At 46.8% G+C, this 19,072-nt stretch carries 24 protein-coding genes; 7 read left to right on the forward strand and 17 right to left on the reverse strand.

Annotation, left to right across the window (positions count from 1 at the left end; genetic code table 11):
- Window positions 1-2: 2 nt before the first annotated feature.
- From ACQ5DJ_RS02600 to ACQ5DJ_RS02620, 5 genes are all read right to left on the reverse strand, one after another.
- Window positions 3-257, reverse strand: coding sequence for a YkuS family protein (locus ACQ5DJ_RS02600; protein ID WP_429841042.1), 255 nt, complete (start codon window positions 255-257; stop codon window positions 3-5).
- A gap of 39 nt (window positions 258-296) precedes the next feature.
- Entirely contained in the window at window positions 297-458 is a 162-nt protein-coding gene (locus tag ACQ5DJ_RS02605) for a YqzE family protein (protein WP_007725773.1), read from the reverse strand.
- Window positions 459-530: 72 nt separating this feature from the next.
- Entirely contained in the window at window positions 531-1,037 is a 507-nt protein-coding gene (locus tag ACQ5DJ_RS02610; RefSeq protein WP_429841043.1) for a shikimate kinase, read from the reverse strand.
- Window positions 1,034-2,902: a stalk domain-containing protein gene (locus ACQ5DJ_RS02615; RefSeq protein ID WP_429841044.1), complete on the reverse strand. Its 1,869-nt coding sequence runs from the start codon at window positions 2,900-2,902 to the stop codon at window positions 1,034-1,036. The genes ACQ5DJ_RS02610 and ACQ5DJ_RS02615 overlap by 4 nt, the downstream gene beginning before the upstream one ends.
- 195 nt (window positions 2,903-3,097) lie before the next feature.
- The gene (locus ACQ5DJ_RS02620; protein ID WP_429841045.1) at window positions 3,098-4,057 is read right to left on the reverse strand and encodes a substrate-binding domain-containing protein; all 960 of its coding nucleotides are present in this window, start codon (window positions 4,055-4,057) and stop codon (window positions 3,098-3,100) included.
- Between the two features lie 142 nt (window positions 4,058-4,199).
- On the opposite strand from ACQ5DJ_RS02620, the gene modA reads away from it, so the two are divergent.
- From modA to ACQ5DJ_RS02635, 3 genes are read left to right on the forward strand one after another with little or no spacing between them, the layout of a single operon-like run.
- A complete protein-coding gene (gene modA, locus ACQ5DJ_RS02625; RefSeq protein ID WP_429841046.1) occupies window positions 4,200-4,997 on the forward strand; it encodes a molybdate ABC transporter substrate-binding protein in 798 nt (265 codons plus the stop codon).
- A 29-nt stretch (window positions 4,998-5,026) separates the two neighbouring features.
- Window positions 5,027-5,713, forward strand: coding sequence for a molybdate ABC transporter permease subunit (modB, locus tag ACQ5DJ_RS02630; protein WP_106652886.1), 687 nt, complete (start codon window positions 5,027-5,029; stop codon window positions 5,711-5,713).
- 15 nt (window positions 5,714-5,728) lie between these two features.
- Entirely contained in the window at window positions 5,729-6,394 is a 666-nt protein-coding gene (locus ACQ5DJ_RS02635) for an ABC transporter ATP-binding protein (protein WP_429841047.1), read from the forward strand.
- Between the two features lie 28 nt (window positions 6,395-6,422).
- Here ACQ5DJ_RS02635 and ACQ5DJ_RS02640 read toward each other — a convergent pair whose 3' ends face one another.
- Window positions 6,423-7,187, reverse strand: a complete 765-nt coding sequence (locus ACQ5DJ_RS02640) for a LamB/YcsF family protein (RefSeq protein ID WP_429841048.1) — start codon at window positions 7,185-7,187, stop codon at window positions 6,423-6,425.
- Window positions 7,188-7,332: 145 nt separating this feature from the next.
- Window positions 7,333-7,677 carry a YlbG family protein gene (locus ACQ5DJ_RS02645; protein ID WP_429841049.1) on the reverse strand — a complete coding sequence of 115 codons (345 nt, stop codon included), beginning with the start codon at window positions 7,675-7,677 and terminating at the stop codon, window positions 7,333-7,335.
- A gap of 75 nt (window positions 7,678-7,752) precedes the next feature.
- Between ACQ5DJ_RS02645 and ACQ5DJ_RS02650 the strand changes: the two genes are divergently transcribed.
- The gene (locus tag ACQ5DJ_RS02650) at window positions 7,753-8,082 is read left to right on the forward strand and encodes a hypothetical protein (RefSeq protein WP_429841050.1); all 330 of its coding nucleotides are present in this window, start codon (window positions 7,753-7,755) and stop codon (window positions 8,080-8,082) included.
- Here ACQ5DJ_RS02650 and ACQ5DJ_RS02655 read toward each other — a convergent pair whose 3' ends face one another.
- The gene (locus ACQ5DJ_RS02655) at window positions 8,083-8,538 is read right to left on the reverse strand and encodes a YlbF family regulator (protein WP_429841051.1); all 456 of its coding nucleotides are present in this window, start codon (window positions 8,536-8,538) and stop codon (window positions 8,083-8,085) included.
- A gap of 70 nt (window positions 8,539-8,608) precedes the next feature.
- Window positions 8,609-10,504: a hypothetical protein gene (locus ACQ5DJ_RS02660; RefSeq protein ID WP_429841052.1), complete on the reverse strand. Its 1,896-nt coding sequence runs from the start codon at window positions 10,502-10,504 to the stop codon at window positions 8,609-8,611.
- 61 nt (window positions 10,505-10,565) lie between these two features.
- Between ACQ5DJ_RS02660 and ACQ5DJ_RS02665 the strand changes: the two genes are divergently transcribed.
- Window positions 10,566-11,006, forward strand: a complete 441-nt coding sequence (locus tag ACQ5DJ_RS02665; RefSeq protein ID WP_429841053.1) for a protease complex subunit PrcB family protein — start codon at window positions 10,566-10,568, stop codon at window positions 11,004-11,006.
- Between the two features lie 88 nt (window positions 11,007-11,094).
- Here the strand turns inward: ACQ5DJ_RS02665 and ACQ5DJ_RS02670 are convergent, their stop codons facing one another.
- Entirely contained in the window at window positions 11,095-11,514 is a 420-nt protein-coding gene (locus ACQ5DJ_RS02670) for a hypothetical protein (protein WP_017247955.1), read from the reverse strand.
- A 165-nt stretch (window positions 11,515-11,679) separates the two neighbouring features.
- On the opposite strand from ACQ5DJ_RS02670, the gene ACQ5DJ_RS02675 reads away from it, so the two are divergent.
- Both ACQ5DJ_RS02675 and ACQ5DJ_RS02680 read left to right on the forward strand, forming a co-directional pair.
- Window positions 11,680-13,347, forward strand: a complete 1,668-nt coding sequence (locus ACQ5DJ_RS02675) for a ribonuclease J (RefSeq protein WP_429841054.1) — start codon at window positions 11,680-11,682, stop codon at window positions 13,345-13,347.
- A 64-nt stretch (window positions 13,348-13,411) separates the two neighbouring features.
- A complete protein-coding gene (locus tag ACQ5DJ_RS02680) occupies window positions 13,412-14,551 on the forward strand; it encodes a copper amine oxidase N-terminal domain-containing protein (RefSeq protein ID WP_429841055.1) in 1,140 nt (379 codons plus the stop codon).
- A 41-nt stretch (window positions 14,552-14,592) separates the two neighbouring features.
- Here ACQ5DJ_RS02680 and ACQ5DJ_RS02685 read toward each other — a convergent pair whose 3' ends face one another.
- The 7 genes from ACQ5DJ_RS02685 to ACQ5DJ_RS02715 form a co-directional block, all read right to left on the reverse strand.
- Window positions 14,593-15,162, reverse strand: coding sequence for a manganese catalase family protein (locus ACQ5DJ_RS02685; RefSeq protein WP_007725798.1), 570 nt, complete (start codon window positions 15,160-15,162; stop codon window positions 14,593-14,595).
- 21 nt (window positions 15,163-15,183) lie between these two features.
- Window positions 15,184-15,456: a spore coat protein CotJB gene (locus ACQ5DJ_RS02690; protein ID WP_137029509.1), complete on the reverse strand. Its 273-nt coding sequence runs from the start codon at window positions 15,454-15,456 to the stop codon at window positions 15,184-15,186.
- Window positions 15,453-15,680 carry a spore coat associated protein CotJA gene (locus ACQ5DJ_RS02695; protein WP_069844587.1) on the reverse strand — a complete coding sequence of 76 codons (228 nt, stop codon included), beginning with the start codon at window positions 15,678-15,680 and terminating at the stop codon, window positions 15,453-15,455. Before ACQ5DJ_RS02695 ends, ACQ5DJ_RS02690 begins: the two co-directional genes overlap by 4 nt.
- Window positions 15,681-15,811: 131 nt before the next feature.
- Window positions 15,812-16,195 (reverse strand): rhodanese-like domain-containing protein, encoded by a 384-nt coding sequence (locus tag ACQ5DJ_RS02700; RefSeq protein WP_429841056.1) that lies wholly within the window; start codon window positions 16,193-16,195, stop codon window positions 15,812-15,814.
- Window positions 16,196-16,231: 36 nt separating this feature from the next.
- Complete coding sequence (locus ACQ5DJ_RS02705; RefSeq protein WP_429841057.1) at window positions 16,232-16,981, reverse strand: cytochrome c biogenesis CcdA family protein; 750 nt, start codon at window positions 16,979-16,981, stop codon at window positions 16,232-16,234.
- A 101-nt stretch (window positions 16,982-17,082) separates the two neighbouring features.
- Complete coding sequence (locus ACQ5DJ_RS02710; protein ID WP_429841114.1) at window positions 17,083-17,955, reverse strand: cupredoxin domain-containing protein; 873 nt, start codon at window positions 17,953-17,955, stop codon at window positions 17,083-17,085.
- Between the two features lie 95 nt (window positions 17,956-18,050).
- Complete coding sequence (locus ACQ5DJ_RS02715) at window positions 18,051-19,070, reverse strand: ABC transporter ATP-binding protein (protein ID WP_429841058.1); 1,020 nt, start codon at window positions 19,068-19,070, stop codon at window positions 18,051-18,053.
- Between the last annotated feature and the right edge of the window lie 2 nt (window positions 19,071-19,072).

Consider the following 19,072-nt stretch of genomic DNA (forward strand, 5'->3'; position numbering starts at 1 on the left):
ATTCACCGATGTTGTGTAGGAGAGAGACGTTCATGAACGGCATGAAAAATTTCATTGACCGTCATTCCCTCTGCATTAATGATGGGAGCACCTGTAATCGTTTTGTTTTCATTACCTAGTACGTTGATATCCTGGCCTGTAATGACAATCGCATCTACCACCTGCTGCCAGTTGCCCAAATCAACAACATCGTAACCATTTTGACGCAGCATCTTGCACACTTCAGACAGGGAATTTTCTACCGCTACTCTCGCCATATGCACCCTCCGTCTTCGTTCATGATAGGTTTGCGAATTTTATTTGCGCCACAACAGCCGAATGGACATGGGAATGGCACCAAACCAGCGTGACGACCAGGACTCGCGTGGAGTCTTACGCAAACGGCGTTCATCTTTTGGGGTATCCATGTACTGAACAAACAGCTTCGTCAGGTACTTTAAATATTCCTGAAAGGACATCGCACTTGACCTCCTTCTTACTCGCGGATTCACACCACGGTGCAAGCGCTGTCCCCTCTATTGTTCCCCGTCCTACGTTCTTTCAACCACTTGGCTCGTAATTTCCATCACAATATCGGAAAGGCTCTTGCCTGTCGTATCCACCTGAATCGGCGCGAAATCGTATACACCAGCGCGTTCCGCCATTAATGTTTTTACCCTTGTCGCCACGCCCCCTGCCAACAAGGGCCTGCCTGTATCATTTTCCAAACGCTTGATGAGCTCTTCTTCCGTGGCATGCAGCGCGATTACGATGCCATGCTCCATCATCATCTCTACGTTTTGCTTCCGTAATACAGCTCCTCCCCCAGTTGTTAGTACCTGAGGCCCTGCTGCCAGTAATTGTGCAAGACGTTTCGTTTCCACGTCTCGGAAATACGCTTCGCCTTGATCGGTGAAGATTTCTGGAATGCTGCGAGCTTCACACTCCACAATCGCATCATCCAAGTCCGTATGCTTCATTCCCAAAGAGGCAGCGAGTGCGGCGCCAACCGTGGTTTTTCCTGTTCCCATAAATCCGACTAACACCAGGTTTTTCATTTTGTTTCTGCCGCCTTTCCAATCGTTCGGTATGTATTGATCTTCACCGTTTTTTGTTGTTGATTGTACGCTGTCTCATATCCTAATGCTTTTTCAAAAAATGACAGTGGAACCATCGTACGTTCTTTGATTTCGATTAACGGACTGCCTAAATCTATTCGCTTCCCATCTACGTCAGCAAAGCGCTCCCGTTCCTTTATAAATACTTCGCGTCCATTTCCTTTTACGCGGATCATTTGTTTCTTGTCGTCCCAGCTAATCACTAATCCCATTTTCTCACCGAGCTCACGCAGCGGAATATACACCGTATTTTGGGTGACCCGAGCCGGAATCGATGGATAAAAGCTCATGTTATTAATGATCGTGGTAATATAGGGCTCCAATTGCACTGCACCAAAGCCATTCTTATTTGCACTATTGGTATACAGGGTGAAATATTTCGCTTCCCCTTGCAAGGTTTGTCCAAGCGCCTGATCGAGATGCTCTGCACCAATGACACTGCCATGATAATTTTGCTGGACGCGCTGCAAGAATCGCTTATAGGCATCGTCACCGATTTTGCGGCGTAGGTTGTCGAACAGGAGTGCTCCTCGGGAATACCAGGTCAGCTTAAACTCTTCTTCTGTGGCAAACTTCTGTAGCGGCTTGTCCAGCTTTCCATTTGGATAACGCTCTTGCAAACGTTTGACATCCCGGTTGTACACATCTAACAGAGTCGTAGCTGATTGGGCACCATAACGCTTCTGCAAGTAATGAGACACGCCGAGCTCCACCAGCCCCTCATCAAGCCACCCATGCGAGGATTCCAATGTAGCCACACTGTTGTACCACCAAAGATGCCCTACCTCATGCGGCAGCCAATGATCAATCAGATTGTTGTGATGCATGTCTCTTTTGAATACGGCGAGATTCGCGTATTCCATAGCGTACGTCGTGCCTGTACTTGTTTCCGCAATCGCCACGTGTGGATACGGCAACGGACCGTACATGTCGATGAAAGTAGGAAATACCGATTGGGCAATGGTCTTGATTCTTTCTATGTTTCCTTTATCAACGGAAGCAATGTCAACCGTTAAATTCGGAGCAAATTGAATCGTTTCGATGTGATAAAGCGGACTTCCCACCAGCCCAAAGTTCAACAGATTTTTTGCTTGATAATGGACTTGTTGCTTACTACCACCGATTGACTTCGATTGTCCTCTGCCCCATGAACTGACCCATTTGTAGCCTTGTGGAGAGGTAAATGACACATCGTAATCTCCATAGTGGTAAACGAATGGATCACCAAAATCAACGCGTTGCGGCGGGTCATACCAAACACCTTTTTGATTTTGGGCCCCGAGCATCGGGTACCATGTCGTCAACGTCCATATATCGTCTTTGACCCCAAATCGTGTGCCCCTACGTGGAACCGGGTTCTCGAATTCAATAGTTAAGGCGCCTCGAAGCTCCTTACCAAGAGGATTTGCCAGCTTCACCAGCGATTGACCACGTTCAAAAGAAAGCGGCTTGTCCTTGTAGCGAATCGACTTCACCGTCATTTTGTTCCAAAGGTAGTCGTAAATATACAGGCGTACATCTGGAGTTTTTGGGTTGTCGAACTCCAAGGTCATGTTTCCGGTTATTTTTGCTTCGGACGTATGTAATTCAGCTTGAATCTTATAGACAGGGTTCAAATCCTTTACATAAGACGGCAGAGGTGGATCATATGAAAATGGATCAACGAACTTTTGCTCCTCCTCTGGTGATTGATTCATGGCAATGATTTGAGAAATGGCTGGCCAATACGCGACGACCCCAACTGAGCCAAAAAAAACGAGGATCGTCACACATACTAGCAAGCTCGTTTTATGTAGTGATTTCATGACAGCCCCCATAAAATAAACCGCCCGGCGGCAGGCGCTAAGTGTTTTTGTTTCATTGTAGCAAATATATGTCAAACTGAGTAGAAATTCAGGAGATTCTGTAGAGGAAACGCCTTATTTGACGATGCCTTTCCTGAGTGAAATAAAAAAGCCGCCACTCATTGTATCGTAATGATTGGCAGCTTTCTTTAGCGTTTACCAGGTTTCGTACATAATTTTTCCGGTCTGACTAAGATCATAGCCCCCGACTGCCTCCAATTCCTTTTGAAACGGACGCGAATCGAGAACATCAAGAACAGCCTGAATGAGTGGTTCATTGTCCTTATTTTTCAACAAGACAAGGTCATATCGCTCACGCACAGTTGGGACAAACTCGACTCCGACGAGTGAAGCTGCCTTTTCAATGCCCACCCCTACGTCTGCCTCGCGCCGTGCTACTACCCCTGCGACTGCCAGGTGATTGGACTCTTCCCGTTCATAGCCAATCACGTCATTCCCCGCTATGTTTGCCAGTCGAAACTGCTCTTCAATCAATGTGCGTGCACCGGACCCTTTTTCCCGATTGACCATTCGAATGCCCCGCTTGGTAAAATCGCTCCATGCTTTGATCTGTTTTGGATTGCCTCCCTGGACGTAGAATCCGGCCCATCGTGACAACATATTGATAACAACAAAACGATGCCCACATAAAATGCGACGAATATACGGGACATTGTATTCGTTGGTATCCCCATCGTACAGGTGCGTGCTGACGATATCTGCTTTCCCTGTATACATCGCCACGAGGCTGTTCAGAGAGCCCACGTACGAGCGAAGTGGTCGGTATGCCTCATCCTTTTTCTCCAAATGCCCCCCCAGTAGGTCCAAGCTCACATCCTGCCCGCTAATAATAATATTGCGGCCTGTACCTGTCTGCTCATATCGTGACGGCTGCTGAGCTTGTCCTGTCTGTGGGATGCTGACGGCTGAGGCTTGTCTGTATTCTCCCTTTGCCTTCGCCTTGTACGCTTCCAGATCGCTTTCGTCTACACGCATTTGCCGCCCGACGCGATAAGCGGGCAGTTCTCCTTTTTTAATCAGATCGTAGACCGTTAGCTTGGAAATACGTAGAATTTTTGCTATTTCTTCTGTGGTATAAGAATTTTGTTGACTCATGTCCCGCCTCCGTTATCTCTTTGCTCTATTTTCAAACAACTGTCGTAAAATCGCAATTGATTATTCATTACGAATCCATATAATCTAGTTATGTCCAGTTATAATTAATTATAACTAAATATAACTATGGAGGTCTTTTTTTATGAAGAAGCACTGGTTAGCCTTAGTGACGGCATTTTGCTTGATGCTCACTGCTTGCTCGACAACACAAACAGCCCCACAAGCAAGTGAGCCTGCCAAAACCGAAGTAGCAAAGGTAGAACTAATGATTTCTGCTGCTGCTAGCTTGACAGATGCCTTAAATGAGTTGAAAACTCAATACGAAACAGAACACCCGGGAACTACCCTTACCTTTAACTTCGGAGGCTCAGGAAAACTCGCCACACAAATTACGCAAGGCGCTCCGTCTGACGTATTTTTGTCGGCTAGTAAAAAAGACATGGACGGTCTAGAGGAACAACAACTGATCGCCAAAGACACACGCCAAGACTTCACGAAAAACTCGCTTGTTCTCATTGCAGGTAACACAAGTCCTATCACTATCTCTTCTTTTGAAGAGCTGAGCAACGCAACGATCAAGCATATTGCCGTCGGTGAGCCTGAGACAGTCCCTGCTGGACGATATGCGAAAGAAACATTGGATACGCTGAAAATGTGGGATTCTCTTTCGGCACAAATGGTATTTGGCAGCGATGTTCGCCAAGTTTTGACCTTCGTAGAATCTGGTAACGCAGAAGTCGGTATTGTCTATTCCAGTGATGCGGCAGCTTCGAAAAATGTAAAGGTATTAGCGACAGCCAAGCCTGAATGGCACAAGCCGATCGTTTATCCAGGTGCGGTCGTCAGCGCATCGAAGAACCCAGATGCAGCAAAAGCTTTTCTTACCTACTTGACAAGCGACAAAGGAAAAGCGATCTTACAGAAGTACGGGTTTCAATAAATAAACCAATCGAATGGGGGGTGGCAAGCGTGATCGAAACGAATCTTACTCCTTTGATGCTTTCCCTTAAAGTAGCTGCGCTCTCCACCTCCTTTGTATTTGTCCTTGGGATGGTTTTTGCAAGGTGGATGACACAAAAAGATTTTTGGGGGAAGAATGTGCTGGAGTCCTTCTTTTTGCTTCCGCTTGTTCTCCCTCCCACTGTTGTTGGCTTCGGCTTGTTGATGCTTTTCGGAAAAAACGGCTTTCTCGGCCAGCTTTTGCATGAATGGTTCAATATTACTGTCGTCTTTACGCTGACAGGAGCCGTAATTGCCTCGATTGTTGTTTCCTTTCCGTTGATGTACCAGAGTGCAGTCGCAGCCTTTACAGGAGTGGATCGTCGTTTGGAGAATGCAGCACGCACGATGGGCGCTTCCGAATGGCGATTATTCTGGACTGTCACCTTTCCGTTGGCTTGGCCTGGTCTGTTGGCTGGGTTTGTTCTTTCTTTTGCCCGTGGTTTAGGGGAGTTTGGTGCTACGCTGATGCTCGCAGGCTACATCCCTGGGAAAACCGATACGATTCCCGTCGCCATTTATTTTGCTGTTGAAGCTGGTCAAATGGATAAGGCATTGTTTTGGGTCATCATTATCGTTTCCTTGGGTATGGGTACGACTCTCTGGCTGAATTGGTGGAGTCGTCGCAACGTGCGCAGGTACGCCAATCAAAAGTAAGGCAGGTGAATCGTAATGCTCTCCGTCAACATACAGAAGCGTTTGCCTGATTTTATTTTGGATGTGTCCTTTTCGGTGCAAAAAGAAATTGTCGTGCTGTTCGGACCATCCGGCTCTGGCAAAACAACGATATTGAACAGTATTGCAGGTCTGGTTCATCCTGATACCGGTGTGATCCAATTAAACGAGAACGTCTTTTATCGCGAAGGACAGAAGCCGCTTCCCGTACAAAAACGCAACATCGGGTATTTATTTCAAGATTATGCGCTGTTCCCTCACATGACCGTCGAGCAAAATGTTCGATACGGCCTGAAAAAAGAGCATGAACTAAATTTGGCTCCATTATTGTCCACAGTGGGAATCGATCATCTGCTGCAAAAATATCCTCACCAATTATCTGGAGGACAAAAACAACGGGTGGCACTCGTACGGGCACTCGCTACTGAACCCGACATTCTGCTCCTTGATGAGCCTTTATCTGCGTTGGATGCGGATACGCGTAAACAATGCCAGGATGAGTTACTTCGCCTTCACGCCATGTGGAACATCCCGTTTCTACTGGTCACCCATGATCGTGAAGAAGCTGAGAAGCTCGCAGATGTCATTTTCCTGATTGATAACGGCACAATCAAAGAACGGATAAATGAAAAAAGCCATTCAGCAACGTCCATTTCCCGATAATGGGATGGCATTGCTGGATGGCTTTTTACTATCGAGCAGTGATTGGTTCAATTTTCACATCGTTTTGCTTTGCCCACTTATGTACCTCTACAAGGAATTGCAGTACGTCATGGCTCTCGTGATGGACACAAAGGGTATCGGCCGCCAAGTCAATGTGCTCGCCATTGACCGTCATTACTCTTTGTTTTAAAACGAGCTGACGTGTCTGCTCCATGCGTTCTTCCTTGCTGATCAGGACACTTCCTTCCAACTCACGCGGGGCCAATCGACCATTCGGCAAATAAGCCCGCTCTGCAAATACTTCCTCTGCTACTTGAAGGCCGTGTTCCAAGCCTGCTTCTACAAGCTTACTGCCAGACAGCGCATAGAGGATCAATTCCTCATCAATATCCGAAATGGCCTGGACAACCGCTTCGGCGAGCTCTGGGCGTTCAGCCGCTTCGTTATACAGCGCGCCATGCAATTTCACATGGTGCAGCTCCCCACCGAGTGCTTTTGTAGTCCCAGCCAAGGCTGCAATTTGATACAGCACCAGCTCATATACTTCATTGACAGACAAGTTCATCGAACGACGTCCGAAGCCTTGAATATCTGCATAACCGGGATGTGCCCCGATTTTCACATCATGCTTGAGTGCAGCTTCGATTGTTCTGCAAATAATATGTGGATCACCTGCATGCAATCCGCAAGCAATATTAACGGAGGTGATCCATTTCATAATCCCCAAATCCTCAGATTGTCGACCTCTGCTGAAGCCCTCTGCCATATCGCAGTTAATATCCAGATGAATCATGTATGCTCACCTTCTCTTTCACTAATCTATCTCTTGAAAACGCATTCATACGCGTGGCTTCTCGTTTTCTTCCACTTTAGCATACCATGTACGCCAGTTTAACAAAAGCAAAAAAGCTGCCGAAAAATGGCAGCTTATGAACAACTTATGTCGAACCAACGGTTGCTTGGCTGCTTTCCTCTGCCTGTAAGGTCTCTGCTAGTGCCATTACCTGGTTCTTTTCTTGTTTATAATCGTATTCCTTTGCCTTATCCGGTCTGGCATTGTTGTACTCTACCGGTATCTCGTGGCGATGGGAACGTTCAATTTTTGTTACGAAGTGCAGCTTTTCCATAATGCGAATGGTTTCATCCAACAAATTGGCATCCACATACATCGAAACGTAATTTAAGCGTTTGGAGATGTAATGAATGGTGCCAAATTTGCGTAAATTTTTGGCGGCACGCGTGTTTTTCACCCACACGGCGACCCCCAGACGTCGCTCTCTCATGTTTTGCCGTCGGTCTCCTTCCCAATCGTGGTATACTTACTCGTGAAAGCTTATTACAGAAAGGAATCGTGGTCTATGCTGGCTACGTTTTATCGTCAATTCGAGGAAGCGCTTCACCGCGAAAAAATCGTGACCCATAGCAGTTGGCGAATGTATGCAGGCCAGCGCTTTTTCTATGTATGCAGTACGCTCCCTGCTCCTATGCTGACAAAGCAGCTCATGGAAACAGGAGAGCGCCTGACCACTGATACCAAATTAAAGCCAGAATGCATTTACGTGCGTTCTGATGACGTGCAGCATGTGTATCGCTTCCGCTTTCGCGTACCTGACGAAAAGCAATTCTGCTGTGGCAACCTTTGTGAAGATTGTTTCCTGTTGCGCCAAAATGAATCGGGAACAGCGTGATTACGATGGCTTTTTCACACTACAACCGCAGCTTCCACCTGTACCGCAACCACTGCCCTGCGCCTCTAAAAATGGATTGTTGCTCGGTACCTTGATCGTATCCGAGACGGAATGAGCGATGGTTCTACTCACTTGATACAAGAGCTCATCCAGAGCATCCTCTGCTCGCTTGAATGCCTGTACGGAATCCCTCAGTTCAATGTTGCGCTTCAGTTCCCGTACTTCTTTGGATATATGATTGTAATCCGGGTGATACTTCCCGAACCGTTGCACATCTTCGTACTGTTCCTTCTTTGCCTCGAACACGACGAGCAGACGTTGTACTTCCTCATCTGCTTCCATTTGGCGTTTGGCCTCCAGATACTCTGAGACCTCGCGCGATTGGTTAATCATCGTGGACAGCTCATGAGACTCCATGATCAACTGTGTCATATCCACAGCTTCCAATGCTTCCATAAAGCGAGACCTCCTTTCGCCGTAAAGTGAAAACTTTACGTCATTCCTGATTGTATCACGATGCACACCCTTAGTACAGATATTCGGGCACGACAATGCGCACTCGCTCAATGTTTTCGAGACGGTAGCACTGTTTGCCGCCCTGTCCGGCAATCGTAACCATCCAATACCCCATTTCCAGGCGTACTTCTGTCGGTAGACCTCGCAGCTTTTCTTTTCCGCTTTGCTGGACCTCGACTTCCAGCTTCAGTTCTATTGCGCGCTTAAACAAATCCCGCATGGACTGTGGATGATACGATTGGAAATGCTTCGTCCACATTTTGGGTAATGCGGCGATTTCCTCATTTTGCTCAGGGAACGTGTTTTCAATAGCATAACCGTCCCAAGGCCGTTCAATGAGAAGCAAGCCTTTATTCCCCGCTAGACTGTTTTGGTGCGGCTGGAGCTCTCTGCTTGCGCTAGCAACATGTGACAGCACCTGCGGCTCATAACCGAAGTGACGAAGTAAACGGATCAGTTCTTTTTCCTGCGAGTGCGGAATTAAAAACGCAGTCGTCGATATCACTTGGGTAAGGAATGGGCGAAAGTCAGGAATTTCGCGCCATTCCTCCAGAAATCCAGCATGTGCTGTCCGCACGAGGAAGTACGGCTCCATTTGAATCTGCCTTGCTGTTCTCGCCCAGTGGCTCACAACCTCAATCAAGCTCTCGGGTAACGGATGAACACAGGAGGCACGGATCCTTTCGATGACTTGCTCCTCCGTCCCTCCTTGAGCCAAATACGATTGCAACAGCCTTGCTTGCAATTCACCCCGAATCAATTGCCCATCAAATTGGAGCTGGCAAAATCGGCTGATCTCCCATACATCCAGCAATGGAACAAGCGGAGGGATTGTAATGGCACCTGTGGGGTCCACAAACCAGCCTTCCTCCGACGATAATCGCGGCAGACTGCTCCAACGCCAAAATATCCCTCTCTCTTCGTCCATTCCGAGCTGAATCCATCCCAAGCCTACTAACACATGCATCCATTGCTCCACAATGAGCTCCTCTGCATTGTCGGGTAAAGGGAATCCTGCTTCTTTTAGCATGCGCAATTGCTCATGGATGGAACACCACTGCTCGAGAGGAACCTGTCTCATCAATTGAATGAAAAATTCCCACCAGTCGCCATGCGGCAAAAATTGTTCCATGACGAGTTGGTACATCTCTTCCCAACGTACGAGCGGCGGTTGATGCAGCCATTGCTTCGTTTGATTGAGATCGAGTACGAGTTCTCGCTCTTCCCTATGCACCAAGCCCAGTCTGAGTGCAATATCAAGGACAACAGTCAAGGATAAGCCCTCTCTTTGTTCCTGATCGAGTGGCGGAATCACGATTCCTTTTACATGCTCGTCTGTAAACGAGAGCAGCGGCAGCATTTTTTGCGACATCCTGCGATGAATGCTTCCTTTTTGCGTAATGGGAATTTGGTTGTCTCGAATAAACAACAAAAGCCCAAAAAGATCCAGCTGTATCCCTCTGCCTGCTGATATATAATAAGGGAGCGTTTTTGAAAGAGAAACAAAAGCCTGAGTGGCTTCCGGCAGCATTTGATTCGTCAACTGCTCTCGAACCTCTTGTGGCATTAAATAGCCGATTTCACTCCACATTTTCCGTACAGTCAAGATCAGTCCAAGCCGTCGCAATTTCGTCAAGCCGACTGACAGATGTCTGTGCTCTTTTGCCGTTTCGCGTTCCCAAGTTCGTTTGCTAAAAAAGCCTCTCGTCGCTTTGGTTACGAAAAGCCGCATAACGGCTCGTTCCAGCTCATCTGCCTGTTCCCATACTTGCCCAATAAAAGCGGGGTCCAATAATCTCGCTGTTAAATCTTGCTCTTCGGCAAGCTGATATCGTTTGGTCTGTTCATGTAGAATCGCTTGTCGCGTTGATTCGGACAGGTATTCCAGCGAATCCTTCACACGCACGCCTGTCACCTCAGTCTATATGATGTTCGATTCATTACTTTTACCAATTGGAGGGATCTTGATGTTGCATGTATTTCCTAGTTTACTCTTAACAGCAACCTTGGCAGTAACGGGTACCCAAGTCTTGTCACCTCAACATCCTACCGTATCTGAGCCCGTGACGAAAGAGGCTGTACAAGCAGATGCTGCTTACGAGGCCGTTGCTGCTCCATATCCGCCAGCTGTACAGGAAGCTTTGAAGAAAGTTCGAAAAAATGGCGGACACACTATTGTTCGTGCCAATGGAAAATCCTATGTAGTCGTGGGTGCAGGACAGCGCCCTACAGGAGGATATCGTTTAGTGGCGGACCAAGTCAAGCGGACTGGCCCTCATGCCTTTGCCGTACAGGTTCGCGTACAAGCACCAGCTCCAGGTTCGATGAAAACACAAGTCATCAGCTATCCGACGTTGGTGATTGCCCTGCCAGACCAGCAAGCAAAAGTCAGTGTGCATATGCGCTAGTCTATCCATGAAAAAAGCCGACAGTTCGAAAGCCACAAGGCGTATCGAAGTCGGCTTTTTTCCTTTTCCCAACAGTTACCCTAACTTATCAGGGCTTTACCTCAATGGAAAAGCTCTCTGCAACACCATACGACTCGTGGTTATTATGGGCCAATTCTACCTTGACCTCATGCTTCCCAGCCGGGATATCCTTCATGACATAGCTAGGCTCAAACACTTTAGCGATCTTTTTGCCGTCGAGGTACAGATGAACATGACCTTCCCCGTGCTTGTTTTCTTTCCCCATGTTTTCGAGGGAAAAAGAGAAGTTCGTAACGGCCAATTTGAGTTGCAAATCATCTTTCTCAAGGGTATGCGTCACAGCGAGTGTCGGCGCTGCATGATGAGCGTGCGACTCGTCTGCTACCACTTCGGTTTGCGCTTGTTGGTTCGCGTACACAAACCATTCCACACCAGCCGCAATGGCAATCAATAGAAACAAGCGGAAAAGAAATCGTTTGGTTTTCACCGGAGCTGCTCCCTTCCAAAATGAGTCTTACCCCAGTGTGCCCGACTCCTGATTGGTTCATTCATCCATTTTTGCTGCATGATCTAACCTGCCAGCCATACATACTCAGCATTCCAATCGGTAAAAGTAACCACAAGATGCTTTTTGGGAGGTCAGTGACTGCGTATGAATGCATGGAATGAAACTCTTTCTATTTTTGCTTTAGGAGGAGTATATGAAATCGGAAAAAACATGTACGGGATTCAATGCGGGGATGAAATCGTCCTCATTGATTGTGGCTCGAAGTTCCCGGATGAGAGTTATTTAGGAATTGATCTGATCATACCGGACATTAGTTATCTGCTGGAAAATCAAGAAAAAGTCCGAGCCTTGATTGTCACGCATGGACATGAGGATCACATCGGGGGCATTCCCTATTTTTTACGACAATTAAACGTCCCTGTTTACGGTACCCGTTTAACGTTAGGACTTATTGAATTGAAGCTGAAGGAGCATGATTTGCTTCATCAGACCACTCTCATCTCCATCGATCGTCACTCTACCATTTCATTAGGCTCGCTCACGATCAGTTTTTTTCAGACAAACCATAGCATTCCTGATTGCTTGGGTGTTGTATTTGAGACAAAAGCAGGCTCTATTGTGCATACGGGCGATTTTAAATTTGATTTAACGCCGGTACATAAGCAATCCCCCGATTTGCACAGAATGGCTGAAATCGGTCAAAAAGGTGTATTGGCCTTGTTGTCCGAGAGTACCAATGCGGAGCGCTCAGGCTTTACTCCATCAGAAAAGAACGTGGGCGATCGTCTGTTAGAAGCATTCAGTAAGGCACAGCAGAAAATATTTGTCTCGACGTTCGCTTCCAATGTATACCGCCTGCAACAAGTCATTGATGCCGTAGGAGCGACGAATCGAAAGCTAGCTTTGCTGGGACGAAGTATGGTCAATGTGGTCAAAATCGCATCAGAACAAGGCTATTTGCATATCCCAGAAGGCATGCTGGTGGAAATAGAAGAAGTGAACGAGCTCGATCCAGCCCGTGTCGCTGTCCTATGTACGGGAAGCCAAGGCGAACCGATGGCAGCCTTATCCCGGTTGTCGACCTCTGGGTATCGGCACGTTAAAGTAGATCGCGGCGATACCGTCATCCTCTCTTCTTCCCCCATTCCAGGAAACGAACGAAATGTAGCCCGCATCGTCGACAACTTGTTTATTATGGGTGCCAACGTTATTTATGGCTCCGGGACAGGCATGCATGTGTCCGGCCATGGCTTCCAAGAAGAGTTGAAGCTCATGCTCACTCTCATGAAGCCACAATACTTTATCCCCATTCACGGTGAGTATCGGATGCTCCATCAACATCGTCTGTTGGCAGAATCCGTCGGCGTTGATTTCGAGTCCATTTTCATTGTTAATAACGGAGATGTCGTGGATATTCAGGATGGTGTGGCTGTGCAGGAAAGAAAAATCCCTGCCGGGAATACCTTGGTGGATGGTTTAGGAATCGGTGATGTAGGGAATGGAATATTACGGGATCGCAAACATCTTTCGGAAGATGGCATTCTCGTGATCGTTGTGACGCGCAGTAAAACCGACGGCAAGATTTTGTCGGGTCCTGACCTTATTTCTCGCGGATTCATTCATGCTCCGGAATCAGAGGGCCTGTTGGAGGAAGCTACTCGCATTGCATCCGAGGTGATCACCAATTTACAGGAAGCGAATGTGAGTCAGTGGAACCGCTTGAAGCAAGGAATGCGGGAATCGATTGGGAAATTTGTATATGCCAAAACAAAGCGCAGACCCATGATCCTGCCGATTATTATGGATGTGTGAGGGAAAAGCCTTCTTTCTGGAGGGCTTTTCTAACATGATATTTTCAATCTTGAGGTGATTTGAAATGGGGAAAATGGTGAGACTTTTTACGTGCCTTGCTTTGACCTTTTTTATTTTCTTTGTATCGGTTCCAGTTTCCTTGGCATCATTGGAGAAGAATCCTTTACTGTTCGAATATACGGAAGTAAAATTTGTAACCAAGCCGGATGGAAGTCACTATGCACAAGGATACTTGAATTGGGGAAATCTCAGTCCTTATGAAATAATTGAACTTAAAGGAAGCATTGATTTGCTCAATAAGCAGGGTCAAAAAATCAGTACGAAACCTAAATACATTGAACGATATAATCTCGAAGCCGGCACTAGCGGTTATGACTTTTTCGAAATGGTAGACTTTGATCTTGTTCCTTCCGTTACAAATCCCTCACAAATTGAGGGTGCTTATCTAAAACCAACGTATACATTTACATTAGGGAAAAAAGCAGAACTCAGACCATACATCCACCCCGGAGCAATCGAATTTAAGCAATCCGGGGACAACCTCACCATCAAGACCATTTTAACTAATCACGGAGAGGCAACAGCCACAAACTTTAAATACTCGGGAATTTCATTAGCTGATGAGAATGGCATGGTTCACTTTTATTCCGAGACCAATCACGCTGTTATCAATTCATCACTGCGGTTAGAACCGGGACAATTTGCCCGCGTATCTTTTCAAATACCAATGAAATTCATCAACTCTAAGTTTAGTGGCGTTCAAGATATTTACACGATAAAATTTTCCTTTACGCATGAGAACTCAGCACCTTATAAAGACCCCGTCCTGAGTGTGGTAGTAAATAATAAAAAACTGAATGAGCTAATCTTAGTTGAAAATGATGTCATGTATGTGTCGCTTCGCGAATTAGCGGATGCTCTTGGTGCTACTATTCGATGGGACGATTCAACCCAGTCCGCAACAATCACTCAAGAGACCTATCCGGGAAGCGCAATTTGGATTACCATTCCAGCAGGAAGTAATCGATTCATAATCAATAATTACCCAGTTACTGCATCGGCCAAAGCAAAGCTGCACAATAATACCATTCTTGTGGTCCCGTTACGAGAAGTTGCAGAAATGTTAGAATCCGAGGTTATTTTTAATCATAAATGGGGGCAGAAATCCATCATAGTGATCCCATACGATTTCAGCGAAGAATGACCACTGAAAAAAAGAGAGCCCACCGGCTCTCTTTTTCCCTCTCAAAATATCTTCTTCGCATCCCGCTCTTCCTTCAAAATCTCTACAGCCTCGCGAAAACGCATCGAGTGAACGACTTCCCGCTCTCGCAAAAACTTCAAGCTGTCCTGCAAATCAACATCATCGGTCATGTCGATCAGCCATTGATACGTCGCGCGGGCTTTTTCTTCTGCCGCGATATCCTCATACAAATCCGCGATTGGATCGCCCTTGGCAGCAATATAGGCAGCCGTCCACGGAACACCACTGGCATTGTTGTAAAAGAGCGCCCGATCATGATTGGCGTAATGGTCACCCAGTCCCGCTTCCTTCAACTCTTCTACAGTCGCGTCTTTGGTCAGCTTATACACCATCGTGGCAATCATTTCGAGATGCGCAAACTCTTCGGTAGCGATATCTGTTAATAATCCGACAACTTTATTCGGGATCGTATATCGCTGGTTCATATAGCGCAAAGCGGCTGCCAACTCCCCATCCGCCCCTCCGTATTGCTCAATCAAATACTTCGCCATTCTTACATCGCACTTACTGACACGAACCGGATACTGCAGTTTTTTTTCGTAGATCCACATCGGTTTCGTTATCCCTCTCTTCTAAACTTGCCAAGGCCATGGATCATCATTCCACTGCCACGGATAGCCTGAATAGCTGCGACCAAGATTTTGCAGAGGTCCATACAATTTTTCATATTCGTTTGCCAAAACCCAACGTTGCTCCGTTAAATCATTAAACTGGTGAAGAGCATTCTGATCGGTTGGATGCGTGTCTAAATAAAGACTGAGCTCTACCAGTACAAAGTCGATCGCTTGCAATTGTTCAAGCAAAGCGTAATATTGTTCATCGCCAAATCTATTTTCAGCTGTCATGAGTGCCCCCTCCCCAAATGACTCAGTCTTGGGTCATAAGGGCTAAAAAGTGCCGGCCATAACGTACCTAATCTCAACGCTTCCATCGGGCTGTATTGCGGCAAGTTCTCCGGCTGAAATGTCATGAACAGCTGAGGGGGTACCTGGTATGTCTTCACCCGAATCGGCGGACAAGGATCATAGGGACCAACGTACGGATAATAGTCGCGTGTTTGCGAATGCAATGCCAATATCCTCCTCCAGCTTGCAATGTCTGTTCCTTCCTGACTACACTATGCAGCCCACCCAGTAGGCGTGATTGATCTCCCAAAACGAAGAAACCGCTCTCCTCCATAAAAGGAAAGCGGTTCAACATTTACGACTCCACTTGTCCAGTCCACCTATCCATCCCTCCATCCAGATTCACAACATCTTTGTAGCCATTTTCTAGCAGGAGGTTTCCGCTCTCCACTCCCATCCTTCCGGTATGGCAGACGAAGACGACTTTTTTGTCTGTAGGGATACTGGTAAACTTCTCATTGATTTCTGCAAAAGGAATATTGATGGCATTGGGGACTCTTCCCTCTTCAAATAATTCGGGCTCGCGCAGATCTACAATCACCATCTCTTGTTCATCCGTCATCCATTGCGACAACTGTCCTGAATCAATGACTTGCAAAGATGGTTTGGTATTCCAAAATACGAGGGCTACAGTAGCGAGAACCACCAACAGAGCGCTCACTATCCATCTCTTTTTCATCTTATCCACCTCTTCGATTTCTATCTTGTCGCAGCCTTACCAAAATGCCATAAAGTCCGATATACCGAGCAGGACAAACACAATTCCAGCCAACTTTTGCGTTACCGTACCCCATTTCCTCGTTTTGTTCATGAGAGAAGGGCTATCACTTACGACGGCAAGCAGTAGTAATACGATGAGCAATGGAAGCGCCGTACCTAGTGCAAATACAGTGGGAATGATCGGGCCGAACGAGCTCGTGAACATCAAAGGCATCGTCAGTCCAAAATAAAGCCAAAACATCGTCGGACAAAACCCGAGGGAAAAGGCAACGCCAAGCCAAAAGGATTGTGTCTTCCCTTCAAATCGCTCCGAAAAACGCTTGATTTTTTCCTCAAATGATTGCGTTTGTAGAAATGGCAATCGAATCCATCCGATTAAGAACAATCCAATCAGAATAAACATCGGAGCTAGTAATTTTCTCGCCCACAGAAACAAAGGGATCGCTTGTGTAGAGAGTTGTTCGCCGAACGCAAATACGATTGCTCCCAAGGCGGAATACACGACTGCTTTGCCCAGGATGAACATCCAGACATAACTACGAAAGCCACCTTTGACGACGGCATTCTTCCCGAACACAGTAAAAGCAGCCACATTCCCTGATAACTGGCACGGTGCAAATGCGCCAACGATCCCGAGCAACAACGCTCCAATCAACGGTGCTTGTTCGCCCATTCCGTAATACAAATCGGAAAAGGGCTTGCTGAACCATACTCCATATTGATACAAGTACGAATACCAATCCATGCTTCTCCTCCGAGTGGGTCTTCCTTTTCGTTTATTTTACAGAAAGGTTGTGAGGAAACTATGAAGAAAAAAAGAAAGGCATGATTCGCCTCTCCTCTACTTCATCCCGTCACTTGCAAGCGTCCTATCATGCCGCTTTCTTTGTGTCCAGGGATCGTACAATAAAATTCATAGGATCCTTCCTCTAATGCCTTCCACACTGTTTCAATAGACTCTCCTGGTTTGGCGTGCAAATGAACCACCCCCTCAGCCATTCCTCCATGATGATGTTCGCTGCTTGATTCTGAAATCGTAACGATTTTTCCATGAGAGACAACCTCGATATCGTGCTCTACATTGCCATCATTTTGAAAGACAACTTTGAACTCCGTATCTTTTTTCACGGTAAATTGGTTCGGTTTATAAGAAAAGTCGACGGCTGTGAGGGTGATTTCTGTCGCGCGATCGCCGGCATAAAGAGCCGGGGATGGAAACGGTAATGATTGAAACCAGAAGAAGACGGCAAGCAGTAACACAGCTGGAGTGCCTGGATGATGAAAAAAGGAGGACCACTTCGATTCTTTTTTATTCAAATCAATCAGCTTGGCTACGAGCAGCATACATACCGTATAGAGCATGACGAAAACAAACAGGAGAGGCTCTATTTTTTCACTGGGAACCATCTCTCCCAGCATGGCGCCCATCATCCCGCCCATGACGCCTGATAAGATTCCTTCTACAATACTCAGAATCGACAATGGAACTCCTAGCAGAAAACCAGACAATCCACCTGCCAGCATTCCCCACATGGTGGATACATAAAGGTCTCCCCTGTAAACATCGCCGAGGATCAACCCACCGATCAACCCAATCATCATACTAACAGACATCGTGCCCATCATGCCTTGCATATGATCGATTCCCTGCTTTCGTCGCCATATAAACCATGTGAAGCAAACATAAGCGAAACCGACGTAGATCAGGACCTGATACACCGCGTTCAAGATACCACCCCCGAGTATATTCCCCTCATTGTAAAGTATGTCCTACGCCAACAAAATAGGACAAAACGAACAAGAAAACCCTCTGACTACTGTCGAGAGGGCCCTTGATGATGGATACATGAGACATAGTGGTCGGATGAGATTCGCTCTAGCATAGGTACCATATTGCGGCAGTGGGCAACCTGATAGGGGCAGCGGGTAAGAAAGGGACATCCTCGTTGGATTCCTTCATTCTGTACTTCCCCATCTACTATCAGCTCTTGCCTGTGTTTGAGAAAATAATTGAGATCGGATACCACGGCTACAAGTGCGCGTGTGTAAGGGTGAGAGGGATGATACAGAATCTCATGGGTCGATCCGATCTCGACGATATTCCCTTGATACATGACAGCTATCCGATCACACATGTATGCAGCCGTCGACAGGTCATGGGTAATAAACAGCATCGTCAGACCCATTTCTTCTTTCAATGATTTTAATAGCTGCAACACGCCCATTCTGACCGACACATCCAACATGGAGGTGGGCTCATCAGCCGCAACGAACTTTGGTTTTAAAATAAGCGCTCGAGCGATTGCAATCCTTTGCCGTTGTCCCCCGCTTAGCTGATGCGGATATCGCTGCAGGAAGCTTTCAGCAGGTCTTAGCTCGATATGGTTGAGAATTTGAAGCACATGGTCCCTCTTCTCTTCAAAGGTACTCGCTTTTTGATGGGCATGGAGCGGCTCCATTAAGATTTCTAGAATCGTCATTCCCGGATTCAATGAATCGTAAGGGTCCTGAAAAATCATTTGCATCTCTTGCCGAATTCCCCTCACTGCCCGGTCCCCTAATCGGCACAAGTCTTGCCCATCAAAAAGAATCTGGCCAGCGGACTCTTTAGTAAGCCGCATGATCATTCGAGCAGTTGTTGTTTTCCCGCACCCGCTCTCCCCGATGATCCCGAGAATCTCCCCCTTTTTAATAGAGAAGTTCACATTGTTTACGGCACAGACCGTCGTCTTTTTGCTGCGAAAAAACGCTCCCTGCTTCTTTTCAAAGCGTTTGACCAGATTTTGTACCGTCACCAACTCATCGGTGGATTGCGACTTTTGCGTATTGGCCATGT

Origin of the sequence: Brevibacillus sp. FIR094 (assembly GCF_050477165.1) — a bacterium.
Taxonomy (GTDB): domain Bacteria; phylum Bacillota; class Bacilli; order Brevibacillales; family Brevibacillaceae; genus Brevibacillus.

Bases quoted from the DNA above. Each gene is read 5' to 3' on its own strand.
- ACQ5DJ_RS02600 (WP_429841042.1), bottom strand. From the start codon at position 257: ATGGCGAGAGTAGCGGTAGAAAATTCCCTGTCTGAAGTGTGCAAGATG.
- ACQ5DJ_RS02605 (WP_007725773.1), bottom strand. From the start codon at position 458: ATGTCCTTTCAGGAATATTTAAAGTACCTGACGAAGCTGTTTGTTCAG.
- ACQ5DJ_RS02610 (WP_429841043.1), bottom strand. From the start codon at position 1,037: ATGAAAAACCTGGTGTTAGTCGGATTTATGGGAACAGGAAAAACCACG.
- ACQ5DJ_RS02615 (WP_429841044.1), bottom strand. From the start codon at position 2,902: ATGAAATCACTACATAAAACGAGCTTGCTAGTATGTGTGACGATCCTC.
- ACQ5DJ_RS02620 (WP_429841045.1), bottom strand. From the start codon at position 4,057: ATGAGTCAACAAAATTCTTATACCACAGAAGAAATAGCAAAAATTCTA.
- modA (WP_429841046.1), top strand. From the start codon at position 4,200: ATGAAGAAGCACTGGTTAGCCTTAGTGACGGCATTTTGCTTGATGCTC.
- ACQ5DJ_RS02635 (WP_429841047.1), top strand. From the start codon at position 5,729: ATGCTCTCCGTCAACATACAGAAGCGTTTGCCTGATTTTATTTTGGAT.
- ACQ5DJ_RS02640 (WP_429841048.1), bottom strand. From the start codon at position 7,187: ATGATTCATCTGGATATTAACTGCGATATGGCAGAGGGCTTCAGCAGA.
- ACQ5DJ_RS02645 (WP_429841049.1), bottom strand. From the start codon at position 7,677: ATGAGAGAGCGACGTCTGGGGGTCGCCGTGTGGGTGAAAAACACGCGT.
- ACQ5DJ_RS02650 (WP_429841050.1), top strand. From the start codon at position 7,753: ATGCTGGCTACGTTTTATCGTCAATTCGAGGAAGCGCTTCACCGCGAA.
- ACQ5DJ_RS02655 (WP_429841051.1), bottom strand. From the start codon at position 8,538: ATGGAAGCATTGGAAGCTGTGGATATGACACAGTTGATCATGGAGTCT.
- ACQ5DJ_RS02665 (WP_429841053.1), top strand. From the start codon at position 10,566: ATGTTGCATGTATTTCCTAGTTTACTCTTAACAGCAACCTTGGCAGTA.
- ACQ5DJ_RS02675 (WP_429841054.1), top strand. From the start codon at position 11,680: ATGAATGCATGGAATGAAACTCTTTCTATTTTTGCTTTAGGAGGAGTA.
- ACQ5DJ_RS02680 (WP_429841055.1), top strand. From the start codon at position 13,412: ATGGGGAAAATGGTGAGACTTTTTACGTGCCTTGCTTTGACCTTTTTT.
- ACQ5DJ_RS02685 (WP_007725798.1), bottom strand. From the start codon at position 15,162: ATGTGGATCTACGAAAAAAAACTGCAGTATCCGGTTCGTGTCAGTAAG.
- ACQ5DJ_RS02690 (WP_137029509.1), bottom strand. From the start codon at position 15,456: ATGACAGCTGAAAATAGATTTGGCGATGAACAATATTACGCTTTGCTT.
- ACQ5DJ_RS02700 (WP_429841056.1), bottom strand. From the start codon at position 16,195: ATGAAAAAGAGATGGATAGTGAGCGCTCTGTTGGTGGTTCTCGCTACT.
- ACQ5DJ_RS02705 (WP_429841057.1), bottom strand. From the start codon at position 16,981: ATGGATTGGTATTCGTACTTGTATCAATATGGAGTATGGTTCAGCAAG.
- ACQ5DJ_RS02715 (WP_429841058.1), bottom strand. From the start codon at position 19,070: ATGGCCAATACGCAAAAGTCGCAATCCACCGATGAGTTGGTGACGGTA.